The sequence below is a fragment of the Acinetobacter sp. Root1280 genome, from assembly GCF_001425285.1.
GTDB classification, from domain to species: Bacteria; Pseudomonadota; Gammaproteobacteria; order Pseudomonadales; family Moraxellaceae; genus Acinetobacter; species Acinetobacter guillouiae.
Map to the genome: position 1 here is coordinate 42,715 of NZ_LMED01000006.1, position 15,292 is coordinate 58,006.

Annotated in this window: 13 protein-coding genes; 7 read left to right on the forward strand and 6 right to left on the reverse strand. The window is 39.4% G+C overall.

Going from position 1 to position 15,292, the window contains the following annotated elements; all coding sequences use genetic code 11:
• The first annotated feature begins 101 nt into the window (after positions 1-101).
• The 4 genes from ASC84_RS06865 (at position 102) to tatC (ending at position 3,544) form a co-directional block, all read left to right on the forward strand.
• The gene (locus tag ASC84_RS06865) at positions 102-1,865 is read left to right on the forward strand and encodes an alkaline phosphatase (protein WP_056512927.1); all 1,764 of its coding nucleotides are present in this window, start codon (positions 102-104) and stop codon (positions 1,863-1,865) included.
• 148 nt (positions 1,866-2,013) lie between these two features.
• Entirely contained in the window at positions 2,014-2,238 is a 225-nt protein-coding gene (tatA, locus tag ASC84_RS06870; protein ID WP_056512930.1) for a Sec-independent protein translocase subunit TatA, read from the forward strand.
• A gap of 17 nt (positions 2,239-2,255) precedes the next feature.
• The gene (gene tatB, locus ASC84_RS06875; RefSeq protein ID WP_056512933.1) at positions 2,256-2,774 is read left to right on the forward strand and encodes a Sec-independent protein translocase protein TatB; all 519 of its coding nucleotides are present in this window, start codon (positions 2,256-2,258) and stop codon (positions 2,772-2,774) included.
• Complete coding sequence (gene tatC, locus ASC84_RS06880) at positions 2,771-3,544, forward strand: twin-arginine translocase subunit TatC (RefSeq protein ID WP_056512934.1); 774 nt, start codon at positions 2,771-2,773, stop codon at positions 3,542-3,544. Before tatB ends, tatC begins: the two co-directional genes overlap by 4 nt.
• A 127-nt stretch (positions 3,545-3,671) precedes the next feature.
• Here the strand turns inward: tatC and ASC84_RS06885 are convergent, their stop codons facing one another.
• Positions 3,672-4,676 carry an SUMF1/EgtB/PvdO family nonheme iron enzyme gene (locus ASC84_RS06885; protein WP_056512937.1) on the reverse strand — a complete coding sequence of 335 codons (1,005 nt, stop codon included), beginning with the start codon at positions 4,674-4,676 and terminating at the stop codon, positions 3,672-3,674.
• Positions 4,673-6,352: an arylsulfatase gene (locus tag ASC84_RS06890; protein ID WP_056512940.1), complete on the reverse strand. Its 1,680-nt coding sequence runs from the start codon at positions 6,350-6,352 to the stop codon at positions 4,673-4,675. The genes ASC84_RS06885 and ASC84_RS06890 overlap by 4 nt, the downstream gene beginning before the upstream one ends.
• A 729-nt stretch (positions 6,353-7,081) precedes the next feature.
• Here ASC84_RS06890 and ASC84_RS06895 point away from each other — a divergent pair.
• A complete protein-coding gene (locus tag ASC84_RS06895) occupies positions 7,082-7,411 on the forward strand; it encodes a hypothetical protein (protein ID WP_004721480.1) in 330 nt (109 codons plus the stop codon).
• Positions 7,412-7,488: 77 nt separating this feature from the next.
• Here the strand turns inward: ASC84_RS06895 and ASC84_RS06900 are convergent, their stop codons facing one another.
• The 4 genes from ASC84_RS06900 to ASC84_RS06915 form a co-directional block, all read right to left on the reverse strand.
• On the reverse strand, positions 7,489-8,076 hold the full coding sequence (locus ASC84_RS06900) for a tetratricopeptide repeat protein (RefSeq protein WP_227515103.1): 588 nt from the start codon (positions 8,074-8,076) through the stop codon (positions 7,489-7,491).
• Between the two features lie 267 nt (positions 8,077-8,343).
• Positions 8,344-10,056: an electron transfer flavoprotein-ubiquinone oxidoreductase gene (locus ASC84_RS06905; RefSeq protein ID WP_056512943.1), complete on the reverse strand. Its 1,713-nt coding sequence runs from the start codon at positions 10,054-10,056 to the stop codon at positions 8,344-8,346.
• Between the two features lie 173 nt (positions 10,057-10,229).
• On the reverse strand, positions 10,230-11,480 hold the full coding sequence (locus ASC84_RS06910) for an MFS transporter (RefSeq protein ID WP_004721472.1): 1,251 nt from the start codon (positions 11,478-11,480) through the stop codon (positions 10,230-10,232).
• 61 nt (positions 11,481-11,541) lie between these two features.
• On the reverse strand, positions 11,542-12,693 hold the full coding sequence (locus tag ASC84_RS06915) for an acyl-CoA dehydrogenase family protein (protein WP_056512946.1): 1,152 nt from the start codon (positions 12,691-12,693) through the stop codon (positions 11,542-11,544).
• A 329-nt stretch (positions 12,694-13,022) separates the two neighbouring features.
• Between ASC84_RS06915 and ASC84_RS06920 the strand changes: the two genes are divergently transcribed.
• Together ASC84_RS06920 and ASC84_RS06925 are read left to right on the forward strand one after the other, a co-directional pair.
• Positions 13,023-14,240 carry a CaiB/BaiF CoA-transferase family protein gene (locus ASC84_RS06920; protein ID WP_004721468.1) on the forward strand — a complete coding sequence of 406 codons (1,218 nt, stop codon included), beginning with the start codon at positions 13,023-13,025 and terminating at the stop codon, positions 14,238-14,240.
• 190 nt (positions 14,241-14,430) lie between these two features.
• Entirely contained in the window at positions 14,431-15,276 is an 846-nt protein-coding gene (locus ASC84_RS06925) for an IclR family transcriptional regulator (protein WP_004721467.1), read from the forward strand.
• The last annotated feature ends 16 nt before the right edge of the window (positions 15,277-15,292 follow it).

Genomic DNA, 15,292 nt, shown 5'->3' on the forward strand with positions numbered 1-15,292 from the left:
GTGTATTCAATGAATCAATCTAGTTAATGGGACCGTAGAGAATAAATAAATTTAGGTCTTATTTAGTATTTGTAATCTAGCCATAGTTTAAGGAGTAAAGTATGACAGCCAAAATTACACGACGAGAACTTATTCAAAAAAGCCTATTCGGTTTTGGTGCACTGTCTTTATCTGCGGGTTTTACGGGATGTAATGACAGTTCAGATCGAGAATCAACAATACTACAAGTCAATTTTGAACATGGGGTTGCCAGTGGAGACCCTTTACAAGATCGCGTGATTTTATGGACACGCTTAACGCCCAATGATAGCAGCGCACGTTTGCAAGTGACTTGGGAAATTGCTTTAGATGATCAATTCAAGCAAATCATTAAAACAGACAAAGTCACCACAGCAAAGGCACAAGACTTCACGGTGAAAGTTGATGCCACAAACTTAAAACCAGATCAACGCTATTTCTATCGTTTTAGCTTTGGCAATAAAGTTTCACCAGTTGGACAAACCAAAACGCTACCAATCAACCCCAGCAAAGTCAGTTTTGCGGTATGTTCTTGCGCGAATTATCCAGCAGGGTATTTCTATGTTTATCGTGAAATGGCTAAGCAAGATGTTGATGTGGTAATTCATTTGGGTGACTATATTTATGAATATGGTCAAGGTGGTTATGCAACAGAAGATGCAGTGAAGTTGGGACGTACTTTGGCTGCGGACAATAATCAAGAAATTATCAAGTTAGATGATTATCGCAAACGCTATGCGTTATATCGTAAAGACAAAGATTTACAAACATTGCATCACCGTCATCCATTTATTGTGATTTGGGATGATCACGAGCTGGCAAATGATACATGGCGAGAAGGCGCTGAAAATCACCAAGCCAATGAAGGGGCTTTCCTCGATCGTAAACTTGCTGCATTACAAGCATACTTTGAATGGATGCCGATTCGTCCTATTTCCGCAAATGATCATCTCAATATTTATCGCCAGTTTGACTTTGGTTCACTGGTGCAATTGACCATGTTAGATACCCGTATCCTTGCCAGAGATAAGCAACTGGAATATACCGATTATATCACCGCTTCTGGTATGGATTTTCAACGTTTTCAGACTGACTTAACCAATCAGAATCGAACCTTGATGGGGTATACCCAACGTGAATGGTTACAGCAAAAGTTGGCTCAATCCAAGGCAACGTGGAATGTATTGGGTCAGCAAGTGTTGATGGGTAAGATATTAATCCCTGCTGAATTACTGGTACCGTTGAGTGCAGTTCTGAGTGGAAACGCAACTCAAGAGGTTTTAAATCAAATCAATACGATGATCATGGAGTTAGTGCAACTGAAAATGCGTGTGCTACAGGGCGATCCAACATTGACAGCAATTGAAAAGGCACGTTTAACCACTGTCGCACCTTATAATTTAGATGCTTGGGATGGTTATTATGTTGAACGAGAAATTCTATATAACACTTTAAAAGCATTGAACAAGAAGGTCGTAGTACTGGCAGGTGATACCCATAATGCATGGTCATCAGAGTTGTATAGTCAGGCGGGTGATTTTGTCGGTGTTGAGCTGGCGACAAGTTCAGTGTCATCGCCGGGAATTGAAAAGTATCTCAATATTCCAGTGGAACAGTTACAGCAGTTTGAAATGGCGTTTACCACACTGATTGATGAATTGGATTATACCAACCTAAATCAACGTGGTTATCTGAATGTCAGCTTTACTGCAACGCAGGTTCAAGCGGACTGGATCTATGTCGATACCATTAAAGAGCCGCAATATACTGTAGATACAAAACGTGGGCATCAAGTGGTGTTGAATAATCAATTGGTCAATGCCCGCTCGATTAAGAAAACTGCTTAACAAAAGACTATTTAATTTTATATCGCCTGACTACTGAAGAAGATTTAGATGCTATTGCTATCGCATCATTTCTTCAGTAGTACATGGCTAAACTGTCTTTGTACACATAATGATTGAAATAACACAAGAATATCAGGAGTAAAAAACCATGGCTGGATTATCGATTTGGCACGTACTTATTTTTGCAATTGTGGTGATCTTACTTTTTGGCACATCTAAATTAAAAAATTTAGGTAAAGATGTCGGCGGTGCGGTGAAGGATTTTAAAAAATCAATTCAAGATGATGAAACAACCACTGCTGCACTGAATGAACCAAGAACACAGGAACATCAAAATAGCAATGCTGATGTGAACTCTACTGTAAAGCACTAAAACTGGAGAACTAACACATGCTTGATGTCGGATTTTCTGAATTATTGGTTTTTGGGATTATTGCGCTGTTAGTGTTAGGACCTGATAAACTCCCTGAAGCTGCGCGTTTTGTTGCGAAATGGTACAGTAAATTGAAACGTCTCATCAGCAATGTTCAGAACGACATTGACCGTGAATTACGCTTATCTGAATTGCGCGAACAGATGCAGAATGAGATGCAGCGTATTCAAGAATTAGAGCAAAAAATGCAGGCGCAGATGCATGAGCTACAGCAATTATCGGCTATGCCTGGAGATGCTATACAGCAAGAGCAAGCGCCAGCACGATTAGAGAAACAGCAATTAGAGCAACCGCAATTAAAAGAACAGCAAATAGCCCAGCTGAGAGTGAAGCAGATTTATCAACCTGTCTCTCTTGATATTCCTACAGTCTATTTGCCAAGTATCTGGCTAAAACAAGTTCAATGTAATGATGAAAAACTCAGTATTGATCTTGTTCAATCCAAGTCAATATCGCAATTGAAGGTGGCCGTATGACATCAATGATACCGCAGCTACAAGAGCAAGTTTCCGAAGAAGCGACTCAGCTTGAAGCAATGCCAATCACCCGACATTTGATGGTGTTGCGTCAGCATTTGTTTAAAATTATCGGGGTATTGATTGTGCTTTTTTTCTGTTTGTTGCCATTTGCAAACAGAACTTATTCAATGTTATCTGAACCACTACGTGCCCAATTACCTGCCAGTTCGACCATGATTGCTACAGATGTAACTGCAACATTTATGGCACCTTTTAAACTGAATTTCTTTATTGCGCTGATGCTGGCGATGCCTTTTATTATTTATCAGATTTGGGCATTCATTAAACCTGCGTTGTATGAAAAAGAAAAGAGTCTGGCATTCCCATTGTTATTGAGCAGTATTTGCTTGTTTTATTCAGGGATTGCCTTTGCCTATTTTATTGCCTTACCTTCGATTCTGCATTTTTTTATCAGTGTTTCACCTGATACCGTTGCACCAATGACGGACATTAACAGTTACTTAAGTTTCTGTTTAAAACTCTTTTTGGTGTTTGGGGTCACTTTTGAAATTCCAATTATTACACTGGTATTGATTTTAATTGGTTTGGTCAGCACGCAAACGCTGGTGGAAAAAAGACGCTTTATTATTGTGGGCTGTTTTTTTATTGCGATGTTTGTCACGCCACCAGATGCTATTTCGATGATCATGTTGGCAATTCCAATGTGGATGTTGTTTGAATTGGGATTGGTATTTGGCAAGATGATTGAAAAACGTGAACGTGTATAAGTGCTGATTTGTAGCGAAAGTGGTTAAGTGTTGCTTTGTTCTATTCAACCCTTCTTTTTTAAAGCAGACGAATTTATATTTAAGTGTATAAATTCGCCAGATCTCTAGATTTTAACCTATCCTTGTCTCATGGGTGAGTTCGTAATACTGTTCTAAACCCCACATGCGTTGCAGCCAAATCAAACTCTTGCGGATATCGACTACTATTTCGATAACGAGAGCAATAACTCGAAGCACATAAGAAAGAACCACCTTTAATCACATATTGGGTTGCTGCGATGCTTTGCTGACGCAGATCAGTATAATTTCCCATATGTTGATCATGCGCGCCTTGATATACAGAAGAGGTCCACTCCCAGACATTCCCAATCATATCGAACAATTGGAACGCATTGGCAGGGTAGCAGCCGACAGGTGCCACACCTGCAAAATGGTCTTCAACAGAATTATGCATTGGAAATTCACCTTGCCAATAATTGGCTTGTGGATGTTGATGGGCATCCTGAGGCGCTTGATGCAGTGGCGTATCGGTTTTTGAGCCCGCCTTTGCAGCATATTCCCATTCTTGTTCGGTAGGTAAATCTCGTCCTAACCAAACTGCGTAATGTTCAGCATCATTTTTGGTCACATAGCGAACAGGTTCAGCAGGGCGTGGAGCTTGACCCGAAGCGCCATTGGGCGTTTTCCAAGTGTAATCAGACTTGAGTTGCCACCACTGATTAGGCTTATTGGCATCTGGTGAAAATACAGCTGCCTGTTTCTGTTGCTCTGCGTCGGTTACATAGCCGGTTGCTTTTACAAAACTACTAAACTGCGCCACAGTCACTTCGGTTTGATCGATCCAGAAACCCTCAACTTGACGTTGTTTTTGCCCAAAATTGAGTTCATCGGGATAGGCTTTATCGGAGCCGAGCTGAAATGAACCTTTGGCAATCCAAACCATACCTGCTGTTGGCTTTTTTTGCCATGCATTGGGTAAACCTGAATAGTGTTCGCATTGCTGCAATGAACCAAGTGGTATAGAAGCTTTGCTGGTTTGTTTGGGAGAATGGTGCGAGTCGGGCGTAGCTTTATTGCAGCCTGTTACAAGGAACAGGCTACATAGTGAAATTAAAAGAGGGCTAAACTTCATTGAATGTTGTATTCCTTCACCCCATTTTGTTGGGTATATTTGTTATACACATCAAGTAGTTCTTGTAGTTTTACTGGGTTATTTTGTGCAAGGTTTTGGGTTTCACCACGGTCATTTTTTAAGTTATATAATTCCCAAGCTCCCGTTCCTAGCTCTGCTTTACCTTGTAAAGCAATTTTCCATTCGCCTTGACGCGCATATTTACTGCCATGCAATTCATCTGCAAAACTAAAGTTTACAGGACGAATCGCCTGTGCTTTATTTTCAAGCACCGATTTCCACGAGTAACCGCTTGGGGTATTAATCTGACGACCTTTATATTGACTTTGTGGGACAGCAATATTGGCATAATCTAAAACAGTTGGGAAAACATCGAGCACTGAAGCAAAACCATGATAGGTTGCTTGCGCTTTATTTTGATGAGGAAGTTTAACAATGGCTGGTGCTGTGGTTGCACCTTCACCCGCAGTATCTTTCCATAAATGGAAAGGTGCAGCACTGACTTCAGCCCAACGCGGACCGACATAGTGATAAGAACTGGATGTACCGACATTATTCACCCGATTATCAAAACCTGATTCAGCCCCATAACTACCACGAATAAAGCCTTCAGCTCCATTATCTGAAACAAAGAAAATTAAAGTATTGTCGTATAAGTTATTGCGTTTTAAATACTCAATCACGCGTCCAATATTGGCATCAAGGTTTTCGACCATACCCGCATAGATTTCCATTCTGCGTGCTTCTAAGACTTTTTGCTCTGTGGAAAGTTCATTCCATTTGCCATATTTTTGTGGTACATTTTTTGTCGCAATCGGTTCGGCTGCAGTAAAGTTAGCTGGAATTAGACCAAGTTGTTTTTGGCGGGCAATACGACCATTACGGATCACATCATAACCAGCATCGTAAACGCCACGATAACGGTCACGATATTCAGCTGGGGCTTGTAATGGCCAATGAGGTGCGGTGTAAGCAGCATAGGCAAAGAATGGTTTTCCTGAATTTTTACCTGACTCTAAATAACTAATTAGCTTATCGGTGAAGTAATTGGTTGAGAAAAAGTCATCGGGTAATGCTGAAATTGGAACAACTTTACCATCCTCCGTATAGGTGGCATTACGTTTATATGCACTAGGCGCTTGTTTAAAGTGTAAATCTAGACCTTGCAATAGCGTAAATGAATGATCGAAGCCTCTTACATGTGCGTTAGTTTCAGCGGTTAAACCGAGGTGCCATTTTCCACTGATATAGGTTCGGTAGCCGTTATCTTTAAGCACTTCTGCTATTGAGAGTGAGCGCTCATTTAAGTAGCCCTCATAACCCGGCTGGCCTTTTAAGTGGGCAGGAGTGAGCTCAGCCATAGCCCCAATGCCAGCTAAGTGATGGTCTGTACCCGAAATCAATTGTGAACGCGTCGGTGAGCAGGTCGGGGCAGTATGGTAGTCCGTTAAAATACGACCTTCTTTGGTCAGTGCGTCAATATTTGGAGTGTGTATTTCTCCACCAAATGCCCCTAAATCCGAATAACCTAAATCATCAGCCATGATAAATAAAATATTCGGTTGTTTCTTGGTTTCCACCACAGTATTTGAATGGTCTGAATCATTATTACATGCTGAAATAGAAAGACTGATTAATGCAATAGAAAGTGTTGTAAGCAGATTTTTATGAGACATATGTGTCGACTTGGTTTTTTAAAAAATTAGGCTGAGTTTAGAGTGTTAATTTTTATGGTAAAAATAATTAAAATTTGATTGTTAATCTGAAAAAAAGAAAAGCCCTCAATATGCTTCCGAATAGATGTTGAAATCATTTAAAAGTAAGTATGTTGAGCTGTTTAATAAAACCAAAATACTTCTAGGCTTAAAAAAATGAGCACCATCAGCTTATAGCAAGGCCTTGGATATGCTTTAGGCATATTAGGAAAGTTTTATATTCGTGATAGTTTAATACATGATATTCAAATACACCTTTGTAATATCATTGGTTTTAGCATAGCAACAATTTGAATTTATCCAGTTCTACAATTTAATCTGATTAAACTTTAAACGCCGATGTAAATAAACCAGTCACTTTGATTGCGAATGAATGTTTTTTAAACAAAAATATACAGAACTGTCTGTTTTTATGTTGATGGTGTATTGATTAATTGAAGATTATTGTGATAAATTCTACAGAATTAGAGGGAGATCTTTTTTAAAGATTCTTGATGCCTTGATCCTATTTCCCTTCCCCAAGGGAAATAGGAGTTTTTAAGGATTAATAAAAAACAACAGATAAAGATGTTTATAAAAGACTGAAAATACATTATCTCAATGGGAACATAGATAAATTTTATAAAATAACGCATTTGTATGAATTCTACTTTTAAGAGTGAAAATACAAATCTATAGGTAAGTATTACGATGAAAATTTATGAAATGATATTTCATAAAGGAACTTATGAACAAACACGCTTATTTTATATTCAGAATAATAAAGCTTCACGTCAGCATTTTATTGAAAATATGCGTTTAGAACTTGAGCAAGAACTCAAGGACTTCAATCTCAGTTGTAAGTCTCAGTATAAGCATGATTTATTTGCCTTGTACAAAAAAGTCCAAAAAGAAAGCCACTTACATTTAGATGCGATGGAAGATGAATTTATACAAAATTCAAAAGCCATTTTTGATCAATGTATTTGTTTAATTGTTAAAAGTCATGAGGTTTTAAATGTTGTAAAACCGCTGATTTAAAAAAGTATCAGTCAAAATAAATAATCATTAAAAATCAATTCTATAAATTGGTAAGTTGGTAGTTTTATTGTCTTCAATCATAGTACAGTCAATTGCCGTTGTGCTAATTCATAGCCTTGATCTGCGGCTTTTTTCAGCCATTCTTTTGCTTTATTGATATCTTGAGGTAGACCTAAATTTCCATCTAAGTATAGAGATCCCAATTTAAATTGTGCTGTCACATCACCATTTTCAGCCGACTTAAGATACCAATAATTTGCAAGATCTAGATCTTTCTTGATATTTTTCCCATCTGAATATTCTTCAGCTAAATTGTATTGTGCCATCGCATTGTTCTGATTTGCAGATTTGGTCAGCCATTCAATACCTTTACGGGTATTTTTACCGACACCTGAGCCCCATAAATAACTCATTGCTAAACTGAGTTGAGATTCTGAATCACCCGCTTCGGCGGCTTTTTTAAACCAAAAAACACCTTTTTCTTCATCAAAGGACACACCCTGATTGCCACTGCTATAAAGATAACCCACTTGGTATTGCGCTTTTACGTCCCCATTGTTGGCTTTTTCGAGTAGCGCTTCAAAACTTTCTGCAAATACAAGTGTAGTGGGAAAAAATGTAACTATAATCAGAGGGTACATCAGCTTTTTAATTTTAAATTTCATCATTTTTTCAATCATTTGTATCTTTTAATCATTAAAATTAAAGTGCAAAATTAAGTTATAGTCAACTTAATTTGAGCCAAGATTTATTCTATTTTGTCTTTCAAGCTTAGCTCCCTTGGGAACTAAGCTTACCTAAATAATGAAAATGAAGAGCTTATATCACTCGACAAATTGGGGTAAAAGACGCTGTTAATACTACACAAAATTATCTAAACACTCGCATGTTTAGTGGTGAGCAGCATTAAAGCATCGTCCTAAGTATCCAGCTTACATATTTGGATAGTTAGGCCCACCACCACCTTCCGGTGTTACCCATGTGATATTCTGAGATGGATCTTTGATATCACAAGTCTTACAGTGAACACAATTTGCAGCATTAATCTGGAAGCGCTTAGAACCATCATCATTTTCCATAATCTCGTAAACACCAGCAGGGCAGTAACGTTGAGCTGGCTCATCCCATTTTGGTAAGTTGACATTGATTGGAATCGAAGCATCGGTCAGCTTTAAGTGAGCTGGCTGATTCTCTTCATGTACGGTATTCGATACAAATACAGAAGATAAACGATCAAAGGTTAATTTACCGTCTGGCTTTGGATAGGTCGGTTTAAATGTCGCAGCATCTACAGTTTTTAATGCACTAAAGTCAGGTGCAAGGTCATGTAGGGTAAATGGCACTTTAAAGATATTTTGATCGATAAAGTTAAATGCACCACCCATCCATAAACCGAATTTATGCATTGCTGGGCCAAAGTTACGTGAACGATGTAACTCTTCTTTTAACCAACTGTTGTTGAATTTGTCAGTATAGGCAGTCAATTCTTTGGCAAAGAAATCTTCGCCTTCAGCGACACGCGCAACCGCTAAATCGCCACCTTTCTCATGACCTGCTTGAATTGCTTCAAATACAGCTTCACCACACAACATACCCGATTTCATCGCAGTATGAGAGCCTTTGATTTTAGCAAAGTTTAAGAAACCTGCATCATCACCAATTAAGCAACCGCCAGGGAAGGTCAGTTTAGGTAGAGAGTTTAGACCGCCTTTAACAACTGCACGTGCGCCATAAGAAATACGCTTACCACCTTCAAGATATTGCTTGATCAGTGGATGTGTTTTCCAACGTTGCATTTCAGCAAAAGGATACATGTGTGGATTTTCATAAGATAAATCGACAATCATACCCAAGGTCACTTGGTTATTTTCAGCGTGATATAACCACCAGCCGCCCGAAGAACCCGTTTCTGCCAAAGGCCAGCCTGAACCATGCATCACTAAACCTGGTTTATGTTTTGCAGGGTCGATTTCCCAAAGTTCTTTGATCCCGATACCGTAATGTTGCGGATCAGCATCTTGATCTAAGTTGTATTTTGCAATCAGACGTTTACCAAGGTGTCCACGGCAACCTTCTGCAAAAATTGTGTATTTTGCATGAAGCTCGTAACCAGGGGTAAAGTTATGAGTAGGTTCACCATCTTTACCAATACCCATATCACCAGTTTGGATGCCTTTTACAGAACCATCTTCATGATAAAGGATTTCTGAGGCAGCAAAGCCAGGAAAGATAGAAACTTCTAACTCTTCTGCTTTTTGACCTAACCAACGCACTACATTACCCAATGAAATAACATAGTTACCATCATTGTGCATGGTTTTAGGAACCATCCAATGCGGTGCTTCTTGTGACTTTTCAGCAGACATGAGGAAATAAGTTTTGTCCTCTGTCACAGGTACATTTAAAGGTGCACCTTGTTCTTTCCAGTCAGGGAAAAGTTCATTGATTGCACGAGGTTCAAGTACAGCACCAGAAAGGATATGCGCACCAACTTCAGAGCCTTTTTCAACCACACAGACAGAAAGGTCTGGAAGATTGTTTTCAAGCGCTAATTGACGAATTTTAATCGCAGCAGAAAGACCCGCAGGGCCTGCGCCTACGATGACTACGTCAAACTCCATTGACTCTCGTTGTAAATCTTTCATAAAAAGAAATCCTATTTCGCTTGGCGGTATTTTAATTTATTGGGCTAAAAATATCAAATAAAAAAGCATCAAAAAAGGGCTGCTTGATGAGCAAATTCAAAATGATACCCACAAAAAAGCCAGCTAGATTTAGCTGGCTTTAAAATGGGATAACTGATTTTACAAGGTTACTTTTACGATTTTTGCGGATCGTAGAGTTTTTCCTTGATGAAGAGGGCAGGAATAACGCCGCAAATTAAATAAGCAGCTCCCATCACCACAAAACCTAAACCAATAGAACCACCCGATGCCAAGTAGCCAATCGTTGCAGGCGCAAGTGCTGCACCAAGACGCCCCACGTTATAGGCACCACCAATCGCTGTACCACGAATCGCTGTCGGGAAACTTTCCGTCATATAGGTGGCATTTACACCATAAGGAATACCGTATAAAAATCCGAAAGCGATCAATAAATATAAAATGTTGCTGGGTGAGTTATAAAAAACAATCAGTGGTAGAAAAATAGCAGTCCCAATCGCACCAAAGGCATAAGTAAAGCGACGACCAAGTTTATCAGCCATCATCCCCGCAAGGACTTTACCGAGGATCATGGCGGTATAGGTACCGACCATATATGCGGTCATTTCCTTAAACTTCATGCCTAATTCACTTTCTAGATATGAAGGCATCCAGTTATTTACCCCATAATAACCAAATTGCAAGAAGCCTGCTGTGAGCGCCCACAAGATAAACATATTACGATTTCGTTTATCTTTAAAAATCAGTTTAAATGCTGAAGTTTCCTCAGAATTTTTATCGCGTGTTGGTTGTTGTAAACGAGACTGTTGCCATGCGAGTGGTTCTGGTACCAAAAGATGCATTAAAACAGCAATCAATACAGGTACAATGGCAACATAAAACAGCATACGCCAGCCATGATCTGGAATAATCCATCCAGCGAGTAGCGTTGCAACAATATAGCCAACTGTCCAACCTGCTTGTAAGGTACCCAATACCGTTGTACGGTAACGTGTAGGTACATATTCCGCCATCAAGGTATTGCAGGCAATATAAAGCGAGCCTAGTCCGAGAGAAGCAAAAAAGCGTAATAGCCCAAATTCAAGAAAGCTTTGGGTAAAGCCTAGTCCACATGTAAGTAGTGAGAAGGTGAGAATAGAAATAACCACGATCCGTACTCGACCAAATTTGTCACATGCCCATCCCCCAAATATTCCACCGACAGCCATACCCGCCAAGGTAAAACTACCCAGCATACCTGCCTGCACGGAACTTAAACCAAAATCTGCCTTAATACTGTTGAGACTATAAGACAACAGCATCAGATCGGCACCATCCACCAACAAGGCTAAAAATGCAAAAACAAATGCAATTTTCCAAGTGTGAGGTTGTATTGAAGAGAGATGTGTATTGTAGTTTGTCGCCATAATCCATTACCTACATTTGATTTACAGCACTTCAAATCGTTTTAAAGTGCCTAAAAATTAATTAAGACGCAGCGCGAATCATATTTCGAGCAATAATCATTTGTTGAATTTGGGTGGTGCCTTCATAGAGACGGAATAAACGCACATCTCGGTAAAAACGCTCAATGGCATATTCACTGATATAGCCAGAGCCACCATGAATCTGTACGCAACGATCGGCTACGCGACCACACATTTCAGTGGCAAACATTTTTGCGCATGATGCTTCAGTGCTGACGTTCAGCCCAGCATCACGTTGTCTTGCCGCATCTAAAACCATACATTGCGCTGCATAAATTTCTGCTTTGGAGTCAGCAAGCATGGCTTGAATCAATTGAAATTCAGCAATCGCTTGTCCAAATTGCTTACGCTCAAGGGCGAACTTTAAGGTATCGTCTAACATGCGTATGGCAGCACCGACACTGATTGCGGCTATATGTAAACGACCTTTATCCAAGACTTTCATTGCGGTTTTAAATCCTACACCTTCGACACCACCAATCAGTGCTGAGGCAGGAACCCGACAGTTTTCAAAAATCACATCACAGGTATGGGCACCTTTTTGCCCCATTTTTTTATCTGTTTTACCTAGAGAGATTCCTGCGGTTTTGCGATCTACGATAAAAGCAGAAATTCCACCAGCACCTTTAATGTCTGGATTGGTTCGTGCCATCACCGTAAACACCCCTGCATGAGGTGCATTGGTAATAAAGCGTTTGGTGCCATTTAAAATATAAAACTCACCTTCTTTTACTGCGCTGGTTTTTAAAGAGGCAGCATCTGAACCTGCATCTGGTTCAGTTAAGCAAAAAGAGCTGATCACTTCGCCACGTGCTAAACGGGGCAAGAAAAATGATTTTTGAGTTTCGGTACCATCAATAATCAGGCCACTCGAACCGATTCCATTATTGGTGCCGATCAGTGAACGAAAGGCAGGCGAAGTACGTCCAAGTTCAAAAGCGATGGACACCTCTTCTTCCATGGTCAAGCCAAGACCTTCGTATTCTTCTGGAATCGTCAGCCCAAACAAACCCAAAGCTTTCATTTGCTCAATGATGGCTTGAGGGATTTGATCTGTTTCCGCGACTTCATTCTCATGAGGAATAAGGACACCATCTACAAACTGTCGAATCATATCTACCAGTTGTTTGAGTGTTTCCTGATCTCGAATCATAGTCTTGTCCTTTGTACAACATGTTGAAAACATCGAGCTGATGTTGCTAAAACCCTGCATATTGATGCGATAGTAATCAAAGGATCAGTAGAAAACAATATATTTTGAAAATTAATTTCGCAATGCGGTATATTGTGCTTGTTTTTCAGTTGGCTAATTATTTGATTTAATTAATCTATATTTGTTGAATAAAAATCATCACTTTTGATGAAAAAATTAAGTTTTATTTTTAAAGTTTTCTGTGTATATTAAAAATATATATCGCTATGCGAAATTTATATTAAATAAATTTTCCTGTAGGAAATTAATCAAAGGTTAGTGGAATAAACATGGGTGCTTTAAATGGAATTCGTGTACTTGACTTAAGTCGAGTACTGGCTGGACCGTGGTGTGGACAGATTCTTGCCGATTTAGGCGCAGAAGTGATTAAGGTTGAAAGACCGAAACTAGGTGATGATACGCGTTCTTGGGGACCACCTTGGATGAAAGATGACGCCGGACAAGAGACACGAGAAGCCGCTTATTATCAGTCGACCAATCGTAATAAACTTTCTGTTGCAATTGATATTGCAAATCCTGAAGGGCAGGCGCTCATCAAAGCACTTATTCAAGATACCGATGTGGTCATTGAAAACTACAAAGCTGGTTCTTTGAAAAAATATGGCTTGGATTATGCTTCTTTATCAGAAATTAATCCTAAACTGGTTTATTGCTCGATTACGGGTTTTGGTCAAAATGGACCGAGAGCAGAAGAACCTGGCTATGATTTTATCATTCAAGGAATGGGTGGACTGATGTCCATCACGGGTGAAAAAGATGATTTACCCGGTGGTGGTCCGCAAAAAGTAGGTGTCGCATTTTCAGACTTATCAACGGGATTATATTCAACCATTGCCATACAAGCGGCTTTGCTCAATCGTCATATGACGGGTTTAGGGCAACATATAGATATGGCTTTACTTGATGTGCAAATTGCCACAATGGCAAATCAAGGAATGAATTATCTTTCATCTGGAAAAGTGCCGGTACGTTATGGCAATGCACATGCCAATATTGTGCCTTATCAATTATTTAAAGCCGCTGATCGAGAGTTTATCATTGCTTGTGGTAATGACACCCAGTTTATTCAACTGTGCAGAAGTATTGGTTTGCCAGAGTTACCCAATGATGTTCGATTTACCCGTAATGCAGATCGTGTTAAGCATCGTGATGAAGTAATAGAAATTTTATCAAAGCATTTTTTAAGCAAGACTGCCGATGAGTGGGTGAGTGCAATTTATGCTGCTAAAGTGCCTGTTGGTGTGATTAATAATCTAGAGCAAGCTTTTAATGAACCTCAAGTAATTGCGCGAGAGATGCTGGTAGAAATGCAACATCCTCAACGTGAAAAACTTACTGTAGTCGGTTCTCCGATTAAGCTTTCACGTACACCTGTAGAGTATAGAAATGCGCCTCCTTTATTAGGCGAACATACTCAAACAATCTTAGGCCGTATTATTTCTCCTGCTAAACTTGATGAGTTAAAAGCCAAAGGCGTGATAGGATAGTTTTTAAATAGATGATGTGAGCAGTCTAAAGCCATTTTTTTCAATAAAATAAGCAAATTTAGACTTTTCACATCGAGATAGATGCATCGTTTTATTTTCAAAGTGAATCAGATGATTGCTTTTTGCTATTTATAGAAAAAATAGATTATAATTTTCGCAGTGCGAAACAAATATGTGAATTGGTATAACCATGAATGATGCCGTAGATGCAGAACAAACAGAAAAATTATTAGCGCCTTTGAGGCATGAGTTATTGCATCCGATTGAAGATATGCAAGATGAAAATGATCGTCAATTTATTACAGCTTTAGGACGTGGTTTAGAACTCTTACGTTGCTTTACCCCAAAACATCAGCATTTGGGTAATCAAGAGTTATCACAAATGACGGGTTTGCCTAAACCGACCATTACCCGTTTAACGCACACATTGTCACGTTTGGGCTATATCAAGCAGGTCCCAAATTCAAGCAAATTTCAACTTTCAGTTGGGGTTTTGGCGTTTGGTTACTCCATGCTTTCTAATGTGTCTATCCGTAATATTGCACATCCCTATATGAAAAACTTAGCGGATTATGCGGGTGCTGCAGTGGCAATGGCAACGCGTGATCGTCTAAATATGATTTATTTGGATGTGGTACAAGGCAAGGGCAATATGACCATGCGTCGCCAAGTCGGTACTTATTTACCGATTCATTTAAGTTCAATGGGACGTGCATGTCTGGCTGCAATGCCTGAAGATGAAAGAGAGTTTTTACTTGATGCAATCCGTAGCAAACATAAAGACGATTGGATCAAGATTAACCGTGATTTAGATAAGGCATTTAAAGATTATCAAGATTTTGGTTATTGTTTTTCAATTGGTGAATGGCATAAAGATGTCAATTCAGTGGCAGTCCCCTTGATTCATGAACAACATGGTCTACTGGTATTTAACTGCGGCGGACCAAGCTTTATTATGAACCGCGAAAAACTTGAAGAGGATATTGCACCGCGTCTTCTCCACATGGTGAATAATATCCGCACTGAAATTAGCTAATTTTATTGCTTTAAAA